The sequence below is a fragment of the Streptomyces sp. CB03234 genome (assembly GCF_001905885.1).
Taxonomy (GTDB): domain Bacteria; phylum Actinomycetota; class Actinomycetes; order Streptomycetales; family Streptomycetaceae; genus Streptomyces.
Window position 1 is genome coordinate 518,638 of sequence record NZ_LIYH01000006.1, and the last position, 24,883, is coordinate 543,520.

The window sequence follows — 24,883 nt, forward strand, 5'->3', positions numbered from 1 at the left end:
GTCATGCAGAGTTTTTAGTGGCTGAATAAGTCGGCGATGGTCCTGGGTGAACGGGGGAACGGCATGACACGCGGGAACGGGATGAGCGACAGCCCTGCCGCACGGCTGCAGGCGCTCTTCGAGGGGCACCGGCTGACGCCCACACAGCGCCGGATCGCCCACTCGATGGTGCGGCGCGCCGGCGACGTACCGTTCCTGTCCAGCGTGGAGCTGGCCGAGCTCGCCGGGGTCAGCCAGCCGTCCGTCACCCGCTTCGCGGTGGCGCTCGGCTTCGACGGCTACCCCGCGCTGCGCAAGCACCTGCGCGAGGTGGCGCCCGCCGAGCCGGCCGCCGGGGCGGCGGGGGAGTCGACGTACAACGAGTACCAGCAGGCCGTGCTGGGCGAGATCGAGAACCTGCGGCACCTCGCCGAGCTGCTCGCCGACCCCGAGCCGGTGGAGCGCGCCGGGCGCCTGCTCGCCTCCTCGCGGCCGCTGCCCGTCCTGGGGCTGCGGGCCGCCTCCTCCCAGGCACGCGGCTTCGCGTACTTCGCGGCGAAGGTCCACCCGGACGTACGGCTGCTCGACGAGGGCGGCACGATGCTCACCGACCGCATCGACGCGGCCGTACGGGCGGGCGCCACCGTGCTGCTGTGCTTCGCACTGCCCCGGCACCCCCGGGAGGTCGTCGACGCGCTCGCGTACGCGCGCGACGCCGGGCTGACCGTCGTGACGGTGGCCGACTCCGCGTTCGCGCCGGTCGCCAAGCACAGCGACCTGCTGATCCCGGCGGCCGTCGGCACCGGCCTGGCCTTCGACACGGCGTGCGCGCCGATGCTGCTGGGGCGGGTGCTGCTGGAGGCGATGTGCGACGGGCTGCCGGACGCGCAGGCACGGCTGGAGGAGTTCGACGCCGCGGCCGCCGCGCGGGGGCTGTTCGTGGAGTGAGGCCTTCCAAGTGGAGTGAGGCCTTCAAGGCGGCTCCTCTCAGAAGGCTTTAAGGAAAGGGCGTTACCCTCCCGCCGCACCCAGGTGACCGTGGAACAGGGGAGGCGGACGTGGCACGTGGAGGGCAGGCGCTGGCGAGAGTGGCCGTGGCCGTACGGGCGGGGGCCGCGCCCATGTGGTGGGCGGGACTGCTCGCCGCCGGGATCGGTGCGCTGCTGCCCGGGCTCACCGGGCGGAGCGCAGGGCTGCTCGCCGGGGTTGCCCTCTTCCTGGTGACGGCCGCCGCCGTGGCCCTGGTGCGGCGCGGGCGCTACACGCGGCTGGCCGCCGGGGCCACGAGGGCCGCGCGGGCGGACTTCCTCCAGGACCGGGCCGTGACGCTGCGGGTCCGGCGGCGCGCCCACCGCTGGTGGCTGCTGGGCGCGTTCCTCGCCGCCGTCGGATCGTCGTTCGCGCTGCCCGGCGCGGGCGGGCTGTGGCTGGCGGGGGCGGGCGCCGGGCTGTGGCTGAAGGCGCTGTGGCTCGGCCACCGGGAACGTACCGAGGAGACCCTGTGGTGGGTGCGTACCGACTGGCTCGGCAAGGGGCCGGCCGGTGAGCCCGTCAAGGCGTACCGGTCGACGGGGATCGCGGCGGGCGACGCCGCACCGGGCGGGGCGCGGCGCCGCTGAGCGCCCGTCGGACCTCCGGTCGGACCTCCCGTCAGACCTCCAGCTCGGCCTCGATCTTCCGCAGCTGGTGGCGGGCCATCGCCAGGTTCGCCCGTCCCTTGTCCAGCGCCAGGTAAAGGAACAGGCCGTTCGTGCCCCGGCCCTTGAGGAGCCGGATGAGGTGGTACTGGGACCCCAGGGTGATCAGGATGTCCTCGATCTCCTCGTTGATGCCCAGCATCTCCATGGTGCGCACCTTGGCGCGTACGACGTCGGTGTTGCCCGCGGCGGCCACCGCCAGGTCCAGGTCCTTGCCGCCACCGATCGTGCCGAGGGCCATGCCGCTGGTGTAGTCGACGAGGGCGGCACCCAAGGCGCCGTCGATGACGGTGGTGGCTTCCTTGAGGGCGGTTTCGGTGTTGGCCATGAGTGTCACGCTTCCTTCGGTTTGTGGGACGGGAGGGGCGGTATGGCTTGTCGGGGGGCGGGTTCATGGGGTGCGGGCGTACGTGGCCGCAGGGCGCCGTCGACCAGCTCGCCGATCCGGAGGCCGGCCCGCCGGGCCTCCAGGTGGAGCCGGCCCACGTTGATGCGCGGCTCGGCCAGGACCGTCAGGACGGCGGAGCCGCCGGCCGCGTACGTCGCGACGTAGCCGTGCTCGCCCCGGACCAGCAGCTCGCGGAAGCCGCCCTGCCCGGTGGCCTCGGTGAGCCGCAGCGCCACGCCGAGCGCTGCCGCGGTGAGCGCGGCGACGCCCTCCGCGGCGTCGGCGTCCGCCGTGTCCCGGGCCAGGACCAGGCCGTCGGCGCTGGCCGCGAGCGCCCCGGTCACCTGCGGGACCCGGGCGCGCAGGCGCCTCAGCTCGCCGAGCACCTCGGCTTCGGCCGCCGTCATCAGCTGTCTCCTCTCGGCGCGCTGTCGTAGGGCGCGCCTCATGAGCGCGTAGGGGGCGTACGGGTGGTCACAGATGGGCCTCCAGGGCGTCACGGAGTCGGCGGAGCAGGGCGATGTCCGGGTCGGGCGTGAAGCCCGCGACCGGGTGCGGGGACGGTCGGTGCGGGGCGGGGTCGTACGGGGACGGTCGGTGCGGGGCGGGGTCGTACGGGGACGGCTCCGGCGGCGTCGCCACCAGCCCGGCCGCGGCCAGCCGCCGGACGTCCAGCAGGGTGTGGAACGCGGGCCTTCCCAGCGCCCAGGCGAGCTGCGCCGGGGTACGGGTGCCGTCGGCGTGGGCCAGCAGGGCGCGCCCGCGGGCGGTGACCGTCTGGCCGGGGGCGGCGGGGCGCGGGACGACGGGCGCGGCGTCGACGGCGGGGTAGGGCCACACGCTGTCGAGCAGCTCACGGCGGCGCAGCGTCTCCCGCTCCACGTCGGCCGCGGAGACGGGGCGTACGGCGCGCACGGCGTGCGTCCCGTGAACGGTGCCGTACTGGAAGCGCGCCGGACCGCGGCCGGGCGCGAGCGCGAAGAACGCGGCGTCGAACAGGGCGCCCAGCCGGCAGATCTCCAGCTCGCCGACCGCGATCCGGCCGCGCCGCGGCCGACGACCGCCCGCCGTCAGCAGGACGTCAGGCCCGGGCGCGACGGGGCTCTCCGCGTGCACGACCCGCCCGTCGACGAGGTACAGCGTCCCGTGGTCGCGCACCAGCGCCCCGGTCGCCCGCTCGCGCGCGAGCCGCAGCAGCATCGGCGAGACGACGACGGCTCCGGCGGCATGCGCCCTCATACCAGCACCAGCCGCTCGGCCAGCTCCCGCAGGCGGAGGCGGGCGAGCGCCAGGTTGCCGGTGGAGCGGTCCAGCCACAGGTGGAGGAACACGCTGCTGTCGAACGTCGTCTCGACGAACCGCAGGACGTGGTAGCCGGTACGGGTGGTGACGATGACGTCCTCGACGGGCGGCGCCTTCGGGTCCGTACCGCCTGTCGGCAACGCCGGGAGCAGGGCCGCGGCGGGCCGCCCGCCCGGGTCGGGGGGCAGGGCCGCGGGTAAGGCGGCCTGGCCCGCCGCGGGCAAGGCCGCCGGTAACGCGTCCGGTCCGGGCGCCTGGCCCGCCGCGGGTAAGGCCGCCGCACCCGCCGCCGGTGACGCGTCCGGGGCGAACGACTCGTACTCCGCGGCCGCCCGCGCCAGTTCCGCCGTCTCCGCCGCCGTCGTCTCGTGGTCGCCCACCGGGGACTGGCCGGCCGTGCCGAGGGCCAGGCCACTGGTCCAGTCGACGAGTGCCGCTCCCCGCGCGCCCGGCAGGCTCATCACTTCGCGCAGGCACTCGTCGATTCCGGGCACGCGGGCTCCCCTCCCAGTTCCCCGTTGCGCATCCACGTCCAAAGGTGCTGTGACCACGACGCTACGCAACGTTCGCTCGGCAGGTGGGAGTTCTGGCATTTTCCAATGGAACGTGCCCCGCGAGCGATAAGGTCGCCGGTTACGACTCTCCGCGTGCCCGCATGACCACCTTGTTGACCGCCCACAGCCCCACGCCGATCGCCAGCAGGATCCCCGCCCGGATGTAGACGTCCGCGTCCCGGTCGGCCAGCGGGCTGGCGAGGATCAGCGCGGTGATCGCACCGAGCACCGGCAGCGCCGTCGGCGTACGGAAGTGCTTGTGCTCGACCCGGTCGCGGCGCAGTACCAGTACCGCGATGTTGACCACCGCGAAGACGCACAGCAGCAGGAACGCCGTCGTGTCGCCCAGGCCCTCGATCTCGCCGGTCGAGACCAGCCCGACCGCCAGGAGCGAGACGAAGACGATGCCGACGACGGGGGTGCGGCGTACGCGCAGGACGCGGCCCATGGCGCGGGGCAGGATGCGTTCGTTGGCCATGCCGTAGCAGAGGCGCGAGGCCATCATGATGTTGATGAGGGCCGAGTTGGTGACGGCGAACAGCGCGATGAGGGCGAAGGCCTTGGGCGGGAAGTCGAGTCCGCCGGCCTTGACGACCTCAAGGAGTGGCCCGCTGGACTTCTCCAGGGTGCGGTGGTCGACCAGGAGCGAGGAGACCAGCGCCACCAGGACGTAGATGGTGCCGGTGACGGCGACGCCCGTGAAGATCGCCCGGGGGAAGGTGCGTACCGGGTCCCGGGTCTCCTCGGCCATGTTGACCGAGTCCTCGAAGCCGACGAACGCGAAGAAGCCGAGCGCCGTCGCCCCCAGCACGCTGGTGAGCAGCGCGTACCCGGTGCCGGTCGCCTGGAACTCCCCCAGCCGTGACGGCTCACCGCCGTCCGTCAGCACCGCCCACGCGCCGATGGCGAGGATGATCGCCAGGCCGGTCAGCTCGACGAGGGTGAGGACGACGTTCGTCTTCACGGACTCCGACACGCCCCGCAGGTTCAGCGCGGCGAGGGCGAGGATGAAGAGGATCGCGATCAGCGTGGGCGGAACCACGCCCTCCGTGAACTCGGCGAGGTAGTCCCCGCTGAAGGCGCGGGCCGCCGCGCTCGCGGACGACAGGCCCGAGCACATCACCATGAAGGCGACGATGAAGGTCAGGAAGGGAACCTTGAACGCCTTCTGGGTGTAGAGGGCCGCCCCGGCCGCCTTCGGGTACTTGCCGACGAGTTCGACGTACGACGCCGCCGTCAGGATCGCGACGACGAAGCCGATCACGAAGGGCAGCCAGAGCGCGCCCCCCACCTTCCCGGCCACCTTGCCGGTGGTGGCGTAGATGCCGGTGCCCAGGATGTCGCCGATGACGAAGAGGACCAGCAGTTTTGGTCCGATGACCCGCTTGAGAGACGGCTCCGCGCGAGCTCCCGCGGGCTGTTCGGTGGTGGTCATGGGGTGGTTCTGCCCTGGCCGCCGGGGGAGATGCCCCTTTCACTCCATGAGCAGCACGTCCGGGCGTCCGCCGCCTGCCTCCGCGACGATCTCGTCGACGGTCTGCGGCGGTCGTACGGTCGCGAACCGGACCGACCCGTCGTCATCCGTGACGAAGCCGTACACCCCCGGCCGGGCGAGGGAGTTGTACGCGTAGTGGTGCGCGAAGTAGTACGCCCCGGTGTCGAGCGCGGCCACGATGTCGCCCGGTTCGAGCAGCGGCAGCGGGCGTTTCACGGCCAGCAGGTCGCCCGCGAAGCAGGCCGGTCCGGCCACGTCCTGGTCGACGGCCGGGCCGCCCGTCTTGGGCAGCCCCTTGGCGTCGTACGCGGCGATCCGCAGCGGCCAGGAGACGGGGTCGTAGACCGTACGGGTGGCGACCTGGACGCCCGCGTGCGTGACGGCGATGGGCCGGGAACCGGACGTCTTGGTGTACTCGACGCGGGCCAGGACCGTGCCGTGCTTGGCCAGCAGCGACCGGCCGAACTCGGTGACCAGGCCGTAGCGTCCGTCGAACAGCCCCGGCACCTCGGCGGCCAGCAGCCGGGCGTACTCCGCGTACGTCGGGGTCTCCTCGTCGGACGCGAAGTTCACCGGCAGCCCGCCGCCGATGTCGATGGTGTCGACCTGGCGGTGCCCGGCGGCCGCGTTGATCTCCTCGGCGAGCTCGTACACCTCCCTGATGCCGGTGACGAGCAGGGACAGCGGCACGCCCTGGGAGCCGGAGTGGGTGTGCAGCCGGGTGAGCCAGGGGCGGTCGAGGTAGGTCCGTACGACGTGGGCGCGGGCGCCCTCGTCGCGCAGCGCGATGCCGAACTTGGAGGTGGCGGTGGCGGTGGACAGAGCCTCGATGGTGCCGCCGCCGATCTGCGGGTTGACGCGCAGCCCGAGCGGGGAGGCGGTCGGGGCCTGCTGGAACAGGGCGCCGATACGGTCCAGTTCCTGGTGGTTGTCGGCGTTGACGGCGATCCCGAGGGCGAGTGCCTCGCGCAGCTCGGCGGGGGTCTTGGCGGGGGAGTCGAGGACGGTCCGCTCCGGCGGTACGCCGGCCGCGCGGGCCAGGGCCAGCTCTCCGGGGCTCGCGACCTCGGCGCCGAGGCCCGCCTCGTACAGCAGGCGCAGGACGGGGACGAGCGGGGACGCCTTGACGGCGAAGGCGTGCAGGACGGGCGCGTCGGTGACGTCCGCGAAGGCGGCGCGGAGGGCGGCGGCGGAGGCGCGGACGCCGGCGACGTCGAGGAGGGCGGCGACGGGTTCGGTCCCGGTGAGGAGGGCTTGGTCGACGGCGGCTCGTACGGCCTGATCACGACGGTCTGAAGCCATGTTCTCCAGCCAATCATCCGGTGTCCGGCGCCGCAGCCGTTGACTACATCTATTCATCGCGCCAAGATGTGAATATCCGATTCTGCAAGCGACGCAGTCGCAGTCGTCCCTGTGTGACCGAGGAGGCATCCCCATGTCAGGACCCCGCCCCGTACGGGCCCCGCGCGGTACGGAACTGAGCGCCCTGGGATGGCAGCAGGAGGCCGCCCTGCGGATGCTGCAGAACAACCTCGACCCCGAGGTTGCCGAGCACCCCGACAAGCTCGTCGTCTACGGCGGCACCGGCAAGGCCGCCCGCGACTGGCGCTCCTTCGACGCGATGGTCCGTACGCTGCGGACGCTCAAGCAGGACGAGACGATGCTCGTCCAGTCCGGCCGCCCCGTCGGCGTCATGCAGACCCACGAGTGGGCGCCGCGCGTCCTGATCGCCAACTCCAACCTGGTCGGCGACTGGGCGAACTGGGAGGAGTTCCGGCGGCTGGAACAGCTGGGCCTGACCATGTACGGCCAGATGACGGCCGGGTCGTGGATCTACATCGGTACGCAGGGGATCCTGCAGGGCACGTACGAGACGTTCGCCGCCGTCGCCGCCAAGAAGTTCCACGGCACCCTGGCCGGGACGATCACCCTCACCGCCGGCCTCGGCGGCATGGGCGGCGCCCAGCCGCTCGCCGTCACCATGAACGACGGCGTCGCCATCTGCATCGACTGCGACCCGCGCGCCATCGAGCGCCGCATCGAGCACCGGTACCTGGACGTCCGCGCCGACTCCCTCGACCACGCGCTGTCCCTCGCCGTCGAGGCCCGCGACGCCCGCCGCCCGCTCTCCATCGGCGTGCTGGGCAACGCCGCCGACCTGGTCCCGCAGCTGCTCGCGATGAACGCCCCCATCGACATCGTCACCGACCAGACCTCCGCCCACGACCCCCTCTCCTACCTCCCGCTCGGCGTCGACTTCGACGACATGGCGTCCTACGCGGCCGAGAAGCCCGCCGACTTCACCCAGCGCGCCCGGGAGTCGATGGCCCGGCACGTGGAGGCCATGGTCGGCTTCATGGACGCCGGCGCCGAGGTTTTCGACTACGGCAACTCCATCCGCGGCGAGGCGCGGCTCGCCGGCTACGACCGGGCGTTCGCCTTCCCCGGCTTCGTACCCGCCTACATCCGGCCCCTGTTCTGCGAGGGCAAGGGCCCCTTCCGCTGGGCCGCCCTGTCCGGCGACGCCGCCGACATCCACAAGACCGACAAGGCCATCCTCGACCTCTTCCCCGAGAACGAGTCGCTGGCCCGCTGGATCAAGATGGCCGGCGAACGCGTCCACTTCCAGGGCCTGCCCGCCCGCATCTGCTGGCTCGGCTACGGCGAGCGGGACCGCGCCGGTGAGCGCTTCAACGACATGGTCGCCTCCGGCGAGCTGTCCGCCCCCCTCGCCATCGGCCGCGACCACCTCGACTGCGGCTCCGTGGCCTCCCCGTACCGCGAGACCGAGGCCATGCTGGACGGCTCCGACGCCATCGCCGACTGGCCGCTCCTCAACGCCATGGTGAACGTCGCCTCCGGCGCCTCCTGGGTCTCCATCCACCACGGCGGCGGCGTCGGCATGGGCCGCTCCATCCACGCCGGCCAGGTCACGGTCGCCGACGGCACCCCGCTCGCGGGCGAGAAGATCCGCCGCGTCCTCACCAACGACCCGGGCATGGGCGTCATCCGCCACGTCGACGCGGGCTACGACCGCGCGGAGTCCGTCGCCGACGAGCGCGGCGTCCGCATCCCGATGCGCGAGGGTGACCAGTCGTGACCGGGAACGACGAGTTCGTGGGCGCACCCCCGGACCACCGGCGTGCGGTCGCCGACGAAGCCGTATCCACGGCCGCCGGGGGCGCCTCGTTCCACACCATGTGGGCCGACCTCGCGCCCATCGGCCGCCACCAGGGCAGCGGAGGCTACCGCCGCCACGCCTGGACCGGCGCCGACGCCGACTGCCGTACCTGGTTCCAGGAGCAGGCCGAGGCGCGCGGGCTCACCTACGAGACCGACCGCAACGGCAACCAGTGGGCCTGGCTCGGCGACCCCCTCGGCGAGGACGCCGTCGTCACCGGCTCGCACCTGGACTCCGTCCCGGACGGCGGCGCCTTCGACGGCCCGCTGGGTGTCGTCTCCTCCTTCGCCGCGCTCGACGAACTCCGCCACAGGGGAGTGGAGTTCCGTCGTCCGCTGGCCATCACCAACTTCGGTGACGAGGAGGGCGCCCGCTTCGGTCTCGCCTGCGTCGGCTCCCGACTCACGGCCGGGCAGCTGACGAAGGAGGCGGCGTACGCGCTGCGCGACGCCGACGGCGTCACCCTCCCGCAGGCCATGGAGGCCGCCGGGTACGACCCGGAGGCCATCGGCCCGGACCCGGAGCGTCTGGCCCGTATCGGCGCGTTCGTCGAGCTGCACGTCGAGCAGGGCCGCGCCCTCGACCTGACCGGGGACGCGGTCGGTATCGCCTCCGCCATCTGGCCGCACGGCCGCTGGCGGTACGACTTCCACGGCGAGGCCAACCACGCCGGCACCACCCGGCTCGCCGACCGGCGCGACCCGATGCTGACGTACGCCGAAACGGTCCTGGCCGCCCGCCGCGAGGCGGAACTCGCCGGAGCCGTCGCCACCTTCGGCAAGATCGCGGTCGAGCCGAACGGCGTCAACGCCATCCCCTCCCTCGTACGCGGCTGGCTCGACTCCCGCGCCGCCGACCAGGCGACGCTGGACACGGTCGTGTCGGGTATCGAGGCGGCCGCCCACGAGGCGGCCACCCGCCAGGGCATCGACCTCACCGTCGTACGCGAATCCTTCACCCCCGTCGTCGAGTTCGAGCACGCGCTGCGGGACGAGATCGCCAAGATCCTCGGCGGCCAGGTCCCGGTCCTCGGCACCGGCGCCGGCCACGACGCGGGTATCCTGTCGGCCTCCATTCCCACCGCCATGCTGTTCGTCCGTAACCCCACGGGCGTCTCCCACTCCCCGGCCGAGTACGCGGCCGAGGACGACTGCGTGGCCGGCGTCCACGCACTCGCCGACGTACTGGAGGGCCTGGCGTGCGGCTGACCTACTGGTGCGAACACGCCTGGCTCGGCACCCACGTCGAGCCGGGCGTCGCCCTCGACGTGACGGACGGCCGCATCACCGCCGTACGCCCCGGCGTCGACACCCCGCCGCAGGGCGCCGTGCCCTTGCGCGGCCTGACCGTCCCCGGGCTGGCCAACGCCCACAGCCACGCCTTCCACCGGGCCCTGCGCGGCACCGTCCAGGTCGGCTCCGGCACCTTCTGGACCTGGCGCGAGGTCATGTACCAGGTCGCCTCCCGCCTGACGCCCGACACCTACTTCGCGCTCGCCCGCGCCGTGTACGCGGAGATGGCGCTGGCCGGCATCACGGCGGTCGGCGAGTTCCACTACCTCCACCACGCGCCCGGAGGCACCCCGTACGCCGACCCCAACGCCATGGGCGAGGCGCTGATCGCGGCGGCCGGCGAGGCGGGCATCCGCATCACGCTGCTCGACACGGCGTACCTGTCCTCCGGGTTCGGCGCCGCGCCCGAGCCGCACCAGCTGCGCTTCTCCGACGGCACGGCCGAGGCCTGGGCGGTGCGTGCCTCCCTCCTCAAGGACCGGGACGGCGTCCGTATCGGCGCGGCCGTCCACTCCGTACGTGCCGTCCCCGCCGACCAGCTGTCCACGGTCGCCCAGTGGGCCGCCGACCGGCAGGCTCCCCTGCACGTCCACCTCTCCGAGCAGACGGCCGAGAACGACGCCTGCCTGGCCGCCCACGGCTGCACCCCGACCCGGCTGCTCGCCGACCACGGCGTACTCGGACCGCGCACCACCGGCGTCCACAACACCCACCTCACCGACGAGGACATCGCCCTGCTCGGCGGCACCGGCACCGGCACGTGCATGTGCCCGACCACCGAACGGGACCTCGCGGACGGCATCGGCCCGGCCGTCGCCCTCCAGCGGGCCGGCTCGCCCCTGTCGCTGGGCAGCGACAGCCACGCGGTGATCGACCTGCTGGAAGAGGCACGGGCGATGGAACTCGACGAGCGCCTCCGCTCCCGCACCCGCGGCCACTGGACGGCAGCCGCGCTCCTGCGCGCCGCCACCGCCGACGGGCACGCCGCACTCGGGTGGCCGGACGCCGGCCGCCTCGAAACCGGGGCGCTCGCCGACTTCACGACGATCGCCCTCGACACGGTCAGGACAGCGGGACCGGTGCCGCGTCTGGCAGCTGAGACAGCGGTATTCGCCGCGTCGGCAGCGGATGTGCGCCATACGGTCGTGGGCGGGCGACACGTCGTACGGGACGGAGCCCACTGCCTGATCCCCGACGTACCCCGAGCCCTGAAGGACTCGATCGCCGCGCTGCACCGCTGAAGCGGCTGGAACCGCTGAAGGAGACACCCCTCACCATGAACAGCATGAACAGCGGCCCCGACACGACGAACAACCCCCCGGCGACAGCCGCCCCCGCGACGGCGAACAGCACCGTCGCGGCGACGGCCACCGTCATCACCAACATCGCCAGCCTGGTCACCAACGACCCCTCCCTCGGTGACGGATCCCCCCTCGGTCTGATCCAGGGCGCGGCAGTCGTCATCGACGGCGACCGCATCGCCTGGATCGGTGAAACAAGCAAAGCACCCGCCACTGACAATCGGGTCGACGCCGGTGGCCGGGCCGTCATCCCCGGGTTCGTCGACTCCCACTCCCACCTGGCCTTCGCGGGCGACCGCACCGCCGAGTTCAACGCCCGCATGTCCGGGCAGCCGTACGCCGCCGGCGGCATCCGCACCACGGTCGCCGCCACCCGCGCCGCCACCGACGAGGCACTCGAGGCCAACGTCACCCGCTACCTGCGCGAGGCGCTGCGCCAGGGCACGACCACCTTCGAGACCAAGTCCGGCTACGGCCTCACCGTCGAGGACGAGGCCCGCGCGCTGCGCATCGCCTCCCGCCACACCGACGAGGTCACCTACCTCGGCGCGCACATCGTGTCGCCCGACTACGCCGACGACCCCGCCGGGTACGTCGACCTCGTCACCGGCCCGATGCTGAAGGCCTGCGCCCCGTACGCCCGCTGGATCGACGTGTTCTGCGAGAACGGCGCCTTCGACGGCGACCAGGCCCGCGCGATCCTCACCGCAGGCAAGGCGCACGGCCTGCACCCGCGCATCCACGCCAACCAGCTGTCGTACGGCCCCGGCGTCCAGCTCGCGGTCGAACTCGACGCGGCGAGCGCCGACCACTGCACGCACCTGACCCAAGCCGACGTGGACGCCCTCGCCAGTGGCCGTACCGTCGCCACCCTCCTCCCCGGCGCCGAGTTCTCCACCCGCGCCGAATGGCCCGACGCCCGCCGCCTCCTCGACGCCGGCGTAACGGTCGCCCTCTCCACGGACTGCAACCCGGGCTCGTCCTTCACCTCCTCCATGCCGTTCTGCATCGCCCTGGCGGTACGCGACATGGGCATGACCCCCAACGAGGCCCTCTGGTCCGCCACGGCCGGCGGCGCCGCCGCCCTCCGCCGCACCGACATCGGCCGCCTCACCCCCGGTGCCCGCGCCGACCTCACCCTCCTCGACGCCCCCTCCCACGTCCACCTCGCCTACCGCCCAGGCGTCCCGCTGGCCTCCGCGGTCTGGCAGCGCGGCGACCGCGTCCTCTGACCCCCGCTGCCCGTAGCCCCCGGCGCCGCGTCCCGGGGTCTACGCCCTGGCCGACTGCCTTCCCCGCCGCTGCTCAGAGATCGTCGTCCGCGCAGTCGTGCCAACCGGTCGCGTGCAGGTCGAGTGCGGTGGGCAGCTTCGGGAAGGACGGGGCGCAGTCCGGGCAGCCGTAGACGTTGAAGCCGGGACCCGAGCCGGACTGCACCTCCGACACGAGGACCGGAGTGGCGGTGACCCGATGGCAGCGCACGCACATCCACGCGGGCTGCCGGGCGCCCGCCGCCCGCGTCGCGTCGCTCGCGCCCGCTTGGCAGGCCTGTGGGGCGGCCCCCGCTGACTGACGGAACCGCTACCCGCGTGGCCATCCTGCTGATGACAGCGCCCGCTGGAGGGTGCGGTCCAGCTTATTGACCTCCGGGTTGTGGGCGGCATGGGACGCTTCCTGCCTCCAGCTGTCGCATAGGGGTGTCCCAAGTCGCCCACAACTCCCGGCTCCGATACTGGTGTGATAGCTGCGGCATGACAGGGGAAGCGGCCGTGCTCTCCGGTGCCGGAGCCCGCGAAGAGCTCAACGCGCCTCGCGCCTTTTATCGGTGCACGCCCGCAAGAGCCGATGGCAACCGGGCGTGCCCGCCGCCTAAGAGATCATCACGCAGAGCGCGTGACCATTGCCGTTATGAAGCACACGGCCCAGATGATCGGAATCAGCGCGACGTAGGCCAACGGCTGCCGGTGCACCGGCTGTCCTTCGTCCGGACTCGTGCGCCCCTGCATGGGAGCGGCCGGTGCCAGTCGGCTGAAACGGCGGTGGGCGATCAGGTTCCAGAGCAGCGTGAACGGGGTGAAGAGTACGAGTGAGAAAGGGCTCCACCAGCCCTGCCACAGGGTCTGGGTCGTCGTCAGTCGTACGAGGGCGATCCCGCACTGGCGGCAGAAGGGGCCGTCGAATTTCTGGAAGCGCATCACGATGAGCACGCCCTGGTGCGCTCGGACGGAAGTATCGACGGTGGGGTAGCCGCCGCAGATCCGACATGCGTGATTGGCGACGGGGTTGGTGTACGTCGGAAGCGAGGACTGCGCGGGCCAGCCATGAGCCGGCGGCGTCCCGTAGCTCTGGGGCGTGGGGTGCTGCGTCGGCATGCCGTGGGGCCGCCACCGGTCGACGGTGGGGCGGGATAGGAGGAGGGGGTGTTCATGAGTGAACTCCGGGACGAATACAGGAGAATGGACGGGCGGACGAAAGTCCGAGCGAAGTCGGACTGGTCGCCGCGTGAGTACGTAACCTTGAAAGGCTGTCGCACGCTGTGGTGCAGTCCGCAGCGCGCGCCGCTACAGGGAGGCGTTGCCCACGGCCGTCCCGATCGGTTCGGCGGCCGCGATCCAGTCATCCAGGCTGATCAGTCGCAGCCTGACATTCGGCGACTTCCCCGGTGCCTTCAAACGCCGGACATCTCACTCGTGCAGCTCATCAGAGCTGTATGACATGCAATGAAACTTCCGCGTTCGCGATCATGCGCGCAATTTCGACTGGAAGGTTTTCGAATTCCTCCATTACTACGTCATACGGCTCCACGTGATGGATCCCCCCGTCGTGTCCCTCGGCTGCGATGACGAAGCGATACCCAGCGGGTGAGCTCTCGTCGGTCATCTTCATCCACGTGGCATCATGGCGATGCACCAGAAGGTCGCCAAGGTAGGACGTCAGGTCCGTGTGGAGCGTGATCCAGTCCGACTGCTCGAATTCGCCAAGTGGTAGGCGGTCGACGTAGTTCTGCAGGCCAGGTAGCAAGGCCAATGGATCGCGCGTGTACTGCTCGGCCGTGACACCGAGCATCGTTGCGAGCCCTAGGGCGTTGCGGTGAGCCCCTTCTGCCCATTCCGCGACTTCCGCGGCTGCTTCGTCCGGCGTCCTGTTCTGCATTCGCTCACCTTTCGTGAGGGTTGAGGTGCTACTTAACCCTCGGCTTGTCCCATTTGTCTTTCTTGGGTGCTGGTCCGTATTCGAGAAAAATTATGTTCGCTTTCTTCAAGTAGGCGCGGAGCTCGGCTGACGGTCCGGCGTGGGTGAAGGCCCAGCGCGGGTCATAACCGGGAACAATTCGCCTCAAGGCTATGTCCTTATGGATCTGTTCCTTGATTGCTTTATTGAGCGGGACCTCATTCTTGATCGTCTTCTGGGAACCGTCGTTCAAGGTGATGGTGCGGTAAGGGCCGTACGTCTTCACCTCAACGGCGACCGTACGTCCGTCCGGCAGGTCCACCGGGACGTCCACCTTGCGCCCGCCGGTACGCGTCACGGGATATCGTGGGTCATTGTTCGTGGGGACCGGGTAGGGGCGTTCTGGGTCGCCACCCCACATCTGACGATGCAATTCCTCACCGCGCTTCCATCGCTCCTCGTGAGGACGGGTGTTCCGCACATCCCTGAGTGTGAGTGGGCCATCGGCAGGCAGTAGGTTCGGCCTGGTGTAGTCCGGTTCCTGCCCATCGTACGGATTGTCGCTGTCTGGTTTGTCAGTGACGCCACCTTCACCGGTGTCCGGCCGGTCGCCCGCAGCATTATTGACAGCCTCCGTCTCGATGCCTTCCCCGGCCTCATCGTCCGGCATACGCTGTCGGACCACGTCATCGCCGTTGCGGCCCGTACCGCTGGATGCGGCACTCCCAGGGCGGTCAGGACCGTCAAGTTCCGGCGTGTTACCGCGGGGGCCCAAGGTGCCCCCACCCAGGTTGCCATCGGATTGGTTGGTGCCTTCACCGGGGCGGCTTCCCGCTGGCGGGGTGTGATTCAGCGTGTTCGACGGGATGTTGCCTGCCACGCCGCCGCCAGGGCGGTTGTCGCCCGCCTGGGCCGTGGGGCCGGACGGGGCCTCCGGTGCGCGGGTGGGGAGGTCGTCGGCGAAGCGGCCCGGGTCGCTCAGGCTGTCCCCCACCCGCAGGCTGCCGTCCGAGGCCGCGCCGACCAGGGCCGGTTGCCTGGCCGGGGTGTCGGCGCGGGACGTGTCCGCGCCTGCGGCGGAGGCGGGAGGCTGCTCCTTCTTGGCGTCGGCGGCGCGTTGGAGGAGGGTGCCGTCCGCGTCGTACAAGTTGCCCTTGGGGTCGAGGTAGACGGTGTTGCCGTGGGGGTCGGTGAGTTTGGCGGTGCCTTCGGGGAGGGCGATGGTGCCGTCGGTGACCTTGAGGGTGCCCTCGGGGACGGGCACGGCGCCGGCCGGTGGCGGGGTGCCCTCCGGGAGGCGGACCATGCCGTCGCCGAAGTCGATCGCGCCCGGGGGGACCGGGGTGCCGTCCGGGAGGCGGACCGTGCCCCGGGGGACCTCGATGACACCCGGGGGGACGTCCGCCCCATCGGGGAGGCGTAACGTTCCGTCGGGGAGGACGGTGGCGCCGGCGGGGAGTTCGACCGCGCCGGGCGGGAGGCTGATGTCGACGTTGCTCATGCCGCGCAGGCCGGCCAGGACGTCGCCGATCTTGGACATGCTCGCGGTGGCGCCTTTGAGGAGGTACGTCGTCGGGTCGAGGGCCCTGCCCGCCTTGCCCGCGAAGGAGATCGCCTTGGCGGCCATTCCGGCCTTTCCCGTGCCCGACACCGCACCCCCCGCACCGGCCGTGAAGACGGTGCTGAACACGTTCCAGGTGACCGTGCCGCCGGCCCGGGCCGGGTTCTCCTCCCACTGGTCCCAGGCGAGGAACGCCTTGCCGGTCTCCTTCATCGCCGTACGGGATTCCCGTAGCCAAGAGGGGAGTTGGTCGTCCCGCGCCGAGGCGTACCACGAACCCACCACCGGGACCGAGCTGATCGCCACTCCCGTGACGACCATCCCCAGGCCCTTCCACGCCTGCCCGGCCTCGTCCCAGCCGTGGACGCCCACCAGGGTGCCCAGGCTCGTGATGGTCCCCCACACACCGTCGACGAAGAATCCCTCCAAGAAGTCTCCGGCGTGCTCCCACACCTGCCACCCCGGGGTCGACTCCGTGACCGCGTCGCCCCACGGCAGGCTCTCGACCTGCTTGAGGGTCTCGGCGTCGTAGCCGTACATGCCCGGCTGGTGGGATCCGTCGTCGACCCTGAGCGGTGTGCCGCCGACCAGGGCGACAATCTTGTCGTAGCAGGCTCGTTCCGCTTCCTGGAACTGGGTCCAGACCTCGGCGATCTCGTTACGGCGGTCGAGGTTCTCGTCCGTCAGGTCGCCGTCCTCGCGCCACTTGTCGTCGTCGGCGATCTCGGCGCGGAAGTTCTGGGCATCGTTGCGCAGTTGCTCCAGCCTTGCCACCAGCGGGCGGATGTCGTTCGCGTACGTACCAGTGCGCCCGCGATGACGGACAGGTCCGATGCGATCTCAAGTGCCTTGTCCTGGACCGGCCGCGTAGTGGCGAACAGCTGCTCCGCCTCCGGCGCCTTGTAGAAGGAGCGGAGGCCGCCGAAGGAGGTGTGGACGTCACCGGCGGCGGTGGATATCTTCACCCCCGCGCCGGACAGCGCCTTCACCTTCGCGTCGAGTACCACTGGGTCGCCGGTGAACTCCGGGACCTCGGCCGGGTCGACCGGTGCGTCGTTGCTCAACTCTCGTTCCCCCGCGGTCCTTAAGACAGGCTGATGACGCACCTGTCGAATGGATCATGTGTACGACATGGCTATCAACTTGGTCGTCACAGGTGCAATCAGCAATCACGCCAGTCTCGACCTAACCTGGAACCATGACCGCCCGCGCGGTGACGCTGTTCCTCTGCGGCGACGTGATGCTCGGCCGTGGGGTCGATCAGGTGCTGCCGCACCCCGGGGACCCGGCCCTGCGGGAGGCGTACATCAGGGACGCCCGGGCCTATGTGGAGTTGGCCGAGGCGGCGAACGGGCCGATTCCGCGGCCCGTCGGGTTCGCGTGGCCGTGGGGGGACGCCCTGCGGGTGCTCGACGAGGCCGGCGGCGCCGGGGTGGACGTGCGGGTGGTGAACCTGGAGACGAGCGTCACGGGCGACGGGGTGTTCGCGGCCGGGAAGGAGGTGCACTACCGGATGCACCCGCAGAACCTGCCGTGCCTGGTCGCCGCACGGCCCGATGTGTGCGTGCTGGCCAACAACCACGTGCTGGACTTCGGGCGCCGGGGGCTGGAGGAGACGCTCGACGCCTTGGCAGGGGCGGGCCTGCGGTACGTGGGGGCGGGGCGAAACCTGGAGGAGGCGTGGCGGCCCGCGGTCGTCGACCTGGGCGCCCGCCGGGTCGTGGTGGTGGCCTTCGGGATGGAGTCCAGTGGCATCCCGCCCGGCTGGGCCGCCACCGCCGCCCGGCCCGGCGTCGCCTTCGTGCCGGAGGCCACGTACCAGGCCGCGGCCGACGTCATCCACCGTGTACGGGCGGTCCAGCGGCCCGGTGACGTGGTGGTCGTCAGCGTCCACTGGGGCTCCAACTGGGGATACGCCGTCGGGCGCGACCAGGTCCGGTTCGCGCACGCGCTGATCGACGGTGGCGTCGACGTCGTACACGGGCACTCCTCGCACCACCCCCGCCCCCTGGAGCTGTACCGGAACGGGCTCGTCCTCTACGGCTGCGGCGACTTCATCGACGACTACGAGGGGATCACCGGCTACGAGCACTACCGGGACGACCTCCGGCCGCTGTACCTGGTGACCGTGGAGCCGGGATCCGTCGCACCGCCCGCCGTACGGATCGTGCCGATGCGGGCCCGCCGCATGCGCCTGCACCACGCCTCGCGCGAGGACCGCGAGTGGCTGCGGGGCACGCTGGACCGCGTCAGCCGTGGCTTCGGCGTACGCGTGGACCTGGACGCGGAGGGTGCGCTCGTCGTACGCTCCCGCTGAATCCCGCCAGCAGCCTGCCGACCCGGCAGGCTGTTTTTGTTTGCCCTGGAGGCTGCTGTGAAGCTCGGTCTGACCTGTCCCCGGTTCGTGTGGCCCGGTGGCGACGCCGCCATCGCGGCACGTTTCGCCGGCGTCGCGCGCGGCGCGGAGGAGGCCGGGCTCGACAGCTTCTGGGTGATGGACCACTTCTTCCAGATACCGAACTTCGGTGTCGCCGAGGACCCCATGCTGGAGGCCTACAGCGCCCTGTCGTACGCGGCCGCCCTCACCCACCGCGTCACCCTCGGGACACTCGTCACGGGCGTGACGTACCGACAGCCGGGCCTGCTGGTGAAGCAGGTGACCACCCTGGACGTCCTCTCCGGCGGGCGGGCCGTGCTCGGGATCGGGGCCGGGTTCCACGAGGAGGAGCACCGGGGGCTCGGGTTCCGGCTCCCGCCGGTCGCCGAGCGGTTCGAGCGGCTGGAGGAGACGCTGCGGATCGCCAAGCGGATGTGGGGCGAGGGGGACGCCCCGTACGAAGGGAAGCACTACCACCTGCAACGCACCCTCAACTCCCCGCAGGTCCTCTCCCGGCCCCACCCGCCGATCCTCATCGGCGGCAGCGGCGAGAGGAAGACGCTGCGGCTGGTCGCCCGGTACGGCGACGCCTGCAACCTCTTCTACGGCGCCGACATCCCCCACAAGCTCGGAGTGCTGCGCGCGCACTGCGAGGCGGAAGGGCGGCCCTATGAGGCGATCGAGAAGACCCTCCATATGCGGGTGCCCGAAGGGCAGTCCATAGGGGAGAGCGTCGAGCGGTGCGGGGAGCTCGCGGAGCAGGGCATCGACCACGTCGTCGTCGCCATGCCGGACCCCTCCACGGACGTCTCCCTCGGGCACCTGGCCGAGCTCGCCCGGCAGGTGCGGACCGCTTAATGAGGTGCGGCCTGCGGCAGGCGTCTCGTACGGTGGACGGCATGTCTACGCCCCGGATCTCCTAGCTCAGGACACACGCCCCACGCCACCCGTGTGTCCTTCTGCTTATCCGGAGCGTTAACCCATGCTTACCGTTCGTGGTGCCGACGTGCGCGTCGGCGCCCGGCTGCTGCTGGCCGGCATCTCCTTCCACATCGCGCCCGGCGACCGTATCGGCCTGGTCGGCCGCAACGGCGCGGGCAAGTCCACCCTCATGAAGATCCTGGCGGGCCAAACGCGCCCCGCCGCCGGAGACGTCATCCGTACGGGGTCGGTCGGCCACCTCGCGCAGGACCCGCGCGCCGCCGACCCCGCCACCACCGTCACCGACCGGATCCTGTCCGCGCGCGGGCTCGACCGGGCGGTGCGGGAGCTGCGCGCCGCCGAGGCCGGGGTGTCCGGAGCCGCCATGGCGGGGGCCTCCCCGAAGGAACTGGACCGCGCCATGGCCGCCTACACCCGCGCCGAGGCCGAGTTCCAGGCGCGTGGCGGGTACGCCGCCGAGGCCGAGGCCGCCCAGGTCGCCGCCGGGCTCGGGCTGCCCGGCCGGGTACTGGACCAGCCGGTCGGTGACCTGTCCGGCGGGCAGCGGCGCCGGGTGGAGCTGGCCCGGATCCTGTTCTCCCGCCACGACACGCTGCTGCTGGACGAGCCGACCAACCACCTCGACGCCGACTCCGTCGGCTGGCTGCGCGGCTTCCTGGCCGGCCACCCGGGCGGGCTCGTCCTGATCAGCCACGACACCGACCTGCTCGCCGCCACCGTGAACCGGGTCTTCCACCTCGACCCGCACCGCGCCGCCCTCGACGTGCACAACACCGGCTGGCGGGCCTACCTCGCCCAGCGCGCCGCCGGCGAACGCCGCCGTGCCCGCGAGCGGGCCAACGCCGAGCGCAAGGCGGCCGCGCTGCGCACCCAGGCCGACCGGATGCGCGCGCACGTCGCCACCGCCACCGCCGCCAAGAACATGGCGCGCCGGGCCGACCGGATGCTGGCCGACCTGGAACCCGCCCGCCGCACCGACAGGGTGGCCCGTATCCGGCTGCCCCAGCCGGCGCCCTGCGGCCGGATGCCGCTCGGCGCGGTGTCCCTGACCAAGGCGTACGGCACCCATCAGGTCCTCACCGGGGTGGACCTGGCCGTCGACCGGGGCAGCCGCCTGGTGGTCATCGGCCCCAACGGCGCGGGCAAGTCCACGCTCATGAAGATCCTCGCCGGCCGGGAGGAACCCGACGCGGGCCGGGTCGTGCGCGGACACGGGCTGCGCCTGGGCTACTTCGACCAGGAGCACGACACCCTGGACCCCGCCCGCACGGTCCGCGACAACCTGGCGGCCGCCGCCCCGCACCTGGCGGACGGGGAGGTACGCCAGGTCCTCGGGGCGTTCCTGTTCGGCGGCGACGACGCCGACAAGCCGGCCGGCGTCCTGTCCGGCGGCGAGAAGACCCGGCTCGCCCTCGCCTGCCTGGTCCACTCGGGCGCCAACGTACTTCTCCTGGACGAGCCGACGAACAACCTGGACCCGGCCTCCCGGGACGAGGTCCTCGCGGCCGTCTCCGCCTACCCGGGCGCCATCGTGCTGGTCACCCACGACACCGGCGCCGTCGAGGCGCTCCGCCCCGAGCGGGTCCTGCTCCTCCCGGACGGCGACGAGGACCTGTGGAGCGCCGACTACGGCGATCTGATCGCCCTCGAGTGAGACGATCATGGCAACCTGGCCGGATGAAGACCATCGGACTGATCGGCGGCATGAGCTGGGAATCCAGCGCGGAGTACTACCGGCTCCTCAACGAGCTGGTACGTGAGCGCCTCGGCGGGCTGCACTCCGCCCGGTGCATCCTGCACTCCGTCGACTTCGCCGACATCGAGCGGCTCCAGGCCTCCGGCGAGTGGGAGCAGGCCGGGGAGGTGCTCGCCGAGGCCGGGCGGGGGCTGGCGGCCGCCGGGGCGGACCTGCTGCTGATCTGTACGAACACCATGCACAAGGTGGCCGGGCAGGTCCAGGACGCCGTGCCCGTACCGTTGCTGCACCTGGGGGACGCGACCGCCGACGCCGTACGCGCGGCGGGCCTGAAGACGGTGGGGCTGCTGGGGACCGCGTTCACCATGGAGCAGGACTTCTACCGCGACCGGCTCGCCGGGCACGGGCTCACCATCCTCGTTCCCGAGGCCGAGGGGCGGGCGGAGGTGCACCGGATCATCTACGAGGAGCTGTGCCTCGGCATCGTCGAGGACGACTCCCGCGCCACGTACCAGCGGGTCATCGACCAGCTCGTGGCCGACGGGGCGGAGGGAGTCGTCCTTGGTTGCACCGAGATCGAGCTGCTGATCCGGCAGGAGCACAGCCCGGTGCCGGTCTTCCCCACCACCCGGCTGCACGCCGAGGCCGCCGTCACCGCTGCTCTGTCCCTTTGATCACGTGTGATCACATGGTCCCCTCCCGCCACTACATGGGCGACTGACCCTGTCCCGGAGTGATTTCGACCGGTAACGTCCTGTACCGGCAAGACTCAGGGGGAGACCGGGGGGTCGGAGTTGAGCGCTGTACGCACGCATGTCGTCAGGCCGGGGGAGCTCGACCAGCGGGAGACGGAGGCCTGGCGCGAACTGCGCGCCACATCCGGCGCGCCCGCCAACCCGTTCATGGAGCCGGAGTTCACCCTCGCCGTGGCCCGGGTACGGCCGGCGGCCCGGGTGGCCGTCCTCCGGGAGGCCGGCGAACCGGTCGGCTTCTTCCCGTACGAAAAGGGGCCGTTGGGGCACGGCCGGGCCATCGGGCTCGGGGTGTCCGACTGCCAGGGGGCGGTGCTGCGGGCCGGACTCGACATCGGCGCCCGCGACTTGCTGCGCGGCTGCGGGCTCGCCGCCTGGGAGTTCGACAACCTGGAGGGCGGGCAGAGGGCCTTTCTCGCGGACGCCGCCGAGGAGTCCGCCTCGCCCGTCATCGACGTGGCGGAGGGGTACGCGGCGTACGAAGCCGTCCTCCGCGCCCAGTCGCCCAAGTTCCTCAAGACCACCCTCGCCAAGGAGCGCCGCCTCGCCAGGCAGGCCGGCGGCACCCGTTTCGTGTTCGACGAGCGCGACCCCGCCGCGCTGCGCACGCTCATGGCGTGGAAGTCCGCCCAGTACCGCCGCACCGGCCGCCGCGACCGGTTCGCCCGGGAGTGGATCAGCACGCTGGTGCACGGCCTGCACACCACCCGCACACCCGGCTGCTCCGGCGTCCTGTCCGTCCTGTACGTCGCCGGCCGGCCCGTCGCCGCGCACTTCGGGCTCCGCTCCCGCACCGTCCTGTCGTGCTGGTTCCCGGCGTACGACCCCGCCTACGCCAAGTTCTCGCCGGGGCTGATCCTCCACCTCCGCATGGCCGAGGCGGCCGCGGCGGCGGGCATCGGGATGCTCGACCTGGGGCGGGGCGCCGCCGAGTACAAGGACGCCCTGAAGACCGGCGAACTGCGCGTGTACGAAGGCTCCTCCGTACGCCCCGGGCTGCGGGCGGGCCTGTACTGGCTGAGCCGCGAGCCCGGCCGCCGCGCCCACCGGTACGTACGCAACCGGCCCCGGCTCGCCGGATACGCCCAGCAGACGCTCAACCGGGTCGGCCGACTGCGCCACGGCCGCTGAAGGAGTCTCTCATGGTCCCCATGGTTCCCCACGTCCGCCTGCCCATCGCTGTCGCCGACCTGGATCTGGACGGGCTCGACGGACAGGTCCTGTCCTTCCGGTGCCTCGACGGCGACACGACCGGCGACGTCCACGCCCTGGTACGGCTCCGGGGCCGCCCCATAGGTACCGTCCTCGGCCGCGTCCCTCCCGGCGCCGACCCGGCAGCCACCCTCGTCGCGCTCGCCCGGGAGCGGCTGGCCGGCCACCGGGAGCCGCCGCCCGAGACCTACCGGGACCTGCCCCGTACGTCCGTCGTCGTCGCCACCCGCGACCGTGCCGGACAGCTCGCCCGCGCCCTGGACTCGCTGCTCGACCAGGACCACCCCGACTACGAGATCGTCGTCGTCGACAACGCGCCCCGCACCCGCGAGACCCAGGACCTCGTCGAGCGGAAGTACGCGCAGAGGGTGCGGTACGTACGCGAGGACGTGCCCGGCCTCGCCACCGCCCACAACCGGGGCGTCGCCGCCGCCGACGGCGCCGTCCTCGCCTTCACCGACGACGACGTGGTCGCCGACCCGCACTGGCTCACCGCCCTCACCGCGCCGTTCGCCGAGGACCCGCGCATCGGCTGCGTCACCGGGCTGATCCTGCCCGCCCGGCTCCGCACGCCCGCGCAGATCCTCCTCGAAAGCCACGGCGGCTTCGCCAAAGGCTTCACGCCCCGCACCTGGGACCCCGCCCGCCCGCCCGCGGACCAGCCGCTGTTCCCCTTCACCGCCGGCAGCTTCGGCTCCGGCGCCAACATGGCGTTCCGCGCCACCGCCCTCAACGGCGTGGGCGGCTTCGACCCGGCCACCGGCACCGGAACGCCCGCCAGGGGCGGCGACGACCTGTACGCGTTCGTGCGCGTCCTCGCCGCCGGGCACCGCCTGCACTACACGCCCGACGCCCTCGTCCGCCACCACCACCGCGAAACCTGGCAGGACCTGCGCGACCAGGCGTACGGCTACGGCGCCGGCCTCACCGCGTACCTCACCGCCCTCGCCGTCCGCCGCCCCGCCCTGCTGCCCGCGCTCCTCGCCCGCCTCCCGCGCGGCCTGGCCCACGCGCGCGTGATGACCGCCGCACGGGAAGGCGGGGACACCGGGGCACCAGGACTGCACGGAACGCACCACCACCCCTGGCCGCGCGGCCTGTCGCGGCTGGAGCGGCGCGGAATGCTGTACGGGCCGGTCGGCTACGCGCGGGCCCGCCTGCGCCACACCAGAAGCGAGGCGAGATGAGAGCCCACGTACCCGTCCTGCTCTACCACGCCGTGATGGACGACCCGCCCGACTGGATCGCCGAATTCACCGTCACGCCCCGCGACTTCGAGGCCCAGCTCGACGCCATCGTGGCGAGCGGCCGCACGCCCGTCCACCTCTCCGCGCTCGCCGCCCACCTGACAGGACGCGACACCCTCCCGCCCCACCCCGTCGTCCTCACCTTCGACGACGGCTTCGCCGACCTGCCGGGCCCCACCGCCGAGGCGCTCGCCTCCCGCGACCTGCCCGCCACCGCGTACCTGACCACCGGGGCGATCACCCCCGGCCGGGCCTGCCTGCTGCCGCCCGCGCCGATGATGGCGCTCGCCGAGGCGCCGCTGCTGGAGCAGTACGGCATGGAGGTCGGCGCCCACACGGTCACCCACCCCCAGCTCGACACGCTGCCGCCCCGCGAGGTCCGGCGCGAACTGCGCGACGCCAAGGCGGTCCTGGAGGACGTCCTGGGCCACGAGGTGGCGCACCTGGCCTACCCGCACGGCTACAACAACCGTGCCGTGCGCCGGGCCGCGCTCGCCGCCGGGTACGCGTCCGCCGTCGCCGTACGGCACGCGCTCAGCTCCGAGACGGACGAGGCGTACCGCATCGCCCGGCTCATCGTGCGCCGTACGCACACCGTCGCCGACATCGAGGCCTGGATGGCGGGTCGGGGCGCGAGGACCGCGCCGTACCCGGAGTCGCCGGCGACGGTCGCCTGGCGGCTGTACCGGCGGGCGAGGGCGAGGCTGCGGGGGCCGGAGTTCGCGGGCTGAGGGGC

Annotated in this window: 24 protein-coding genes; 13 read left to right on the top strand and 11 right to left on the bottom strand. The window is 72.2% G+C overall.

The features are described from left to right. Positions 1-81 precede the first annotated feature (81 nt). Both AMK26_RS28085 and AMK26_RS28090 read left to right on the top strand, forming a co-directional pair. Positions 82-927: a MurR/RpiR family transcriptional regulator gene (locus tag AMK26_RS28085; protein WP_073757869.1), complete on the top strand. Its 846-nt coding sequence runs from the start codon at positions 82-84 to the stop codon at positions 925-927. A gap of 110 nt (positions 928-1,037) precedes the next feature. After that, positions 1,038-1,598 carry a hypothetical protein gene (locus tag AMK26_RS28090; protein WP_073757637.1) on the top strand — a complete coding sequence of 187 codons (561 nt, stop codon included), beginning with the start codon at positions 1,038-1,040 and terminating at the stop codon, positions 1,596-1,598. A 31-nt stretch (positions 1,599-1,629) separates the two neighbouring features. Here AMK26_RS28090 and AMK26_RS28095 read toward each other — a convergent pair whose 3' ends face one another. From AMK26_RS28095 to AMK26_RS28120, 6 genes are all read right to left on the bottom strand, one after another. Continuing rightward, on the bottom strand, positions 1,630-2,004 hold the full coding sequence (locus AMK26_RS28095) for a hypothetical protein (RefSeq protein ID WP_073757639.1): 375 nt from the start codon (positions 2,002-2,004) through the stop codon (positions 1,630-1,632). Positions 2,005-2,009: 5 nt separating this feature from the next. Continuing rightward, positions 2,010-2,513 (bottom strand): roadblock/LC7 domain-containing protein, encoded by a 504-nt coding sequence (locus tag AMK26_RS28100; protein ID WP_073757871.1) that lies wholly within the window; start codon positions 2,511-2,513, stop codon positions 2,010-2,012. A gap of 25 nt (positions 2,514-2,538) precedes the next feature. Beyond that, entirely contained in the window at positions 2,539-3,303 is a 765-nt protein-coding gene (locus tag AMK26_RS28105; RefSeq protein ID WP_073757641.1) for a hypothetical protein, read from the bottom strand. After that, positions 3,300-3,860, bottom strand: coding sequence for a roadblock/LC7 domain-containing protein (locus tag AMK26_RS28110; protein WP_073757643.1), 561 nt, complete (start codon positions 3,858-3,860; stop codon positions 3,300-3,302). The genes AMK26_RS28105 and AMK26_RS28110 overlap by 4 nt, the downstream gene beginning before the upstream one ends. A gap of 139 nt (positions 3,861-3,999) precedes the next feature. Then, positions 4,000-5,355 (bottom strand): APC family permease, encoded by a 1,356-nt coding sequence (locus AMK26_RS28115; RefSeq protein WP_073757645.1) that lies wholly within the window; start codon positions 5,353-5,355, stop codon positions 4,000-4,002. 39 nt (positions 5,356-5,394) lie between these two features. After that, a complete protein-coding gene (locus tag AMK26_RS28120) occupies positions 5,395-6,717 on the bottom strand; it encodes a diaminopimelate decarboxylase (protein WP_073757647.1) in 1,323 nt (440 codons plus the stop codon). 133 nt (positions 6,718-6,850) lie between these two features. Here AMK26_RS28120 and hutU point away from each other — a divergent pair, with 133 nt between their 5' ends. From hutU to hutI, 4 genes are all read left to right on the top strand, one after another. Beyond that, complete coding sequence (gene hutU, locus AMK26_RS28125; protein ID WP_073757649.1) at positions 6,851-8,515, top strand: urocanate hydratase; 1,665 nt, start codon at positions 6,851-6,853, stop codon at positions 8,513-8,515. Positions 8,516-8,613: 98 nt separating this feature from the next. Then, positions 8,614-9,804, top strand: a complete 1,191-nt coding sequence (locus AMK26_RS28130; RefSeq protein WP_073757873.1) for an allantoate amidohydrolase — start codon at positions 8,614-8,616, stop codon at positions 9,802-9,804. Beyond that, positions 9,795-11,129, top strand: a complete 1,335-nt coding sequence (locus AMK26_RS28135; RefSeq protein ID WP_073757651.1) for a formimidoylglutamate deiminase — start codon at positions 9,795-9,797, stop codon at positions 11,127-11,129. The genes AMK26_RS28130 and AMK26_RS28135 overlap by 10 nt, the downstream gene beginning before the upstream one ends. 44 nt (positions 11,130-11,173) lie before the next feature. Next, positions 11,174-12,421, top strand: coding sequence for an imidazolonepropionase (gene hutI, locus AMK26_RS28140; RefSeq protein ID WP_079277862.1), 1,248 nt, complete (start codon positions 11,174-11,176; stop codon positions 12,419-12,421). 73 nt (positions 12,422-12,494) lie between these two features. On the opposite strand, the gene AMK26_RS28145 is transcribed toward hutI, so the two are convergent. The 5 genes from AMK26_RS28145 to AMK26_RS36810 form a co-directional block, all read right to left on the bottom strand. Then, positions 12,495-12,671, bottom strand: a complete 177-nt coding sequence (locus tag AMK26_RS28145) for a hypothetical protein (protein WP_443333194.1) — start codon at positions 12,669-12,671, stop codon at positions 12,495-12,497. Positions 12,672-13,069: 398 nt separating this feature from the next. Further along, positions 13,070-13,561, bottom strand: coding sequence for a hypothetical protein (locus AMK26_RS28150; protein ID WP_198944178.1), 492 nt, complete (start codon positions 13,559-13,561; stop codon positions 13,070-13,072). Between the two features lie 328 nt (positions 13,562-13,889). Continuing rightward, the gene (locus AMK26_RS28155; RefSeq protein WP_073757657.1) at positions 13,890-14,342 is read right to left on the bottom strand and encodes a hypothetical protein; all 453 of its coding nucleotides are present in this window, start codon (positions 14,340-14,342) and stop codon (positions 13,890-13,892) included. A 28-nt stretch (positions 14,343-14,370) separates the two neighbouring features. Then, complete coding sequence (locus tag AMK26_RS28160) at positions 14,371-16,695, bottom strand: hypothetical protein (RefSeq protein ID WP_073757658.1); 2,325 nt, start codon at positions 16,693-16,695, stop codon at positions 14,371-14,373. Further along, the gene (locus AMK26_RS36810) at positions 16,605-16,985 is read right to left on the bottom strand and encodes a hypothetical protein (protein ID WP_143608649.1); all 381 of its coding nucleotides are present in this window, start codon (positions 16,983-16,985) and stop codon (positions 16,605-16,607) included. Before AMK26_RS36810 ends, AMK26_RS28160 begins: the two co-directional genes overlap by 91 nt. Positions 16,986-17,119: 134 nt before the next feature. Here AMK26_RS36810 and AMK26_RS28165 point away from each other — a divergent pair, with 134 nt between their 5' ends. The 7 genes from AMK26_RS28165 (at position 17,120) to AMK26_RS28195 (ending at position 24,878) form a co-directional block, all read left to right on the top strand. Then, on the top strand, positions 17,120-18,238 hold the full coding sequence (locus tag AMK26_RS28165; RefSeq protein ID WP_073757660.1) for a CapA family protein: 1,119 nt from the start codon (positions 17,120-17,122) through the stop codon (positions 18,236-18,238). 57 nt (positions 18,239-18,295) lie between these two features. Beyond that, complete coding sequence (locus AMK26_RS28170) at positions 18,296-19,156, top strand: LLM class F420-dependent oxidoreductase (protein ID WP_073757661.1); 861 nt, start codon at positions 18,296-18,298, stop codon at positions 19,154-19,156. A 124-nt stretch (positions 19,157-19,280) separates the two neighbouring features. Next, a complete protein-coding gene (locus AMK26_RS28175) occupies positions 19,281-20,894 on the top strand; it encodes an ABC-F family ATP-binding cassette domain-containing protein (RefSeq protein ID WP_073757663.1) in 1,614 nt (537 codons plus the stop codon). Between the two features lie 23 nt (positions 20,895-20,917). Next, entirely contained in the window at positions 20,918-21,610 is a 693-nt protein-coding gene (locus AMK26_RS28180; protein WP_073757665.1) for an aspartate/glutamate racemase family protein, read from the top strand. 120 nt (positions 21,611-21,730) lie between these two features. Next, positions 21,731-22,819 (top strand): GNAT family N-acetyltransferase, encoded by a 1,089-nt coding sequence (locus AMK26_RS28185; protein ID WP_073757667.1) that lies wholly within the window; start codon positions 21,731-21,733, stop codon positions 22,817-22,819. Positions 22,820-22,830: 11 nt separating this feature from the next. Further along, positions 22,831-24,087, top strand: a complete 1,257-nt coding sequence (locus tag AMK26_RS28190; RefSeq protein WP_073757669.1) for a glycosyltransferase — start codon at positions 22,831-22,833, stop codon at positions 24,085-24,087. After that, positions 24,084-24,878: a polysaccharide deacetylase family protein gene (locus AMK26_RS28195; protein WP_073757671.1), complete on the top strand. Its 795-nt coding sequence runs from the start codon at positions 24,084-24,086 to the stop codon at positions 24,876-24,878. The genes AMK26_RS28190 and AMK26_RS28195 overlap by 4 nt, the downstream gene beginning before the upstream one ends. Positions 24,879-24,883 lie beyond the last annotated feature (5 nt).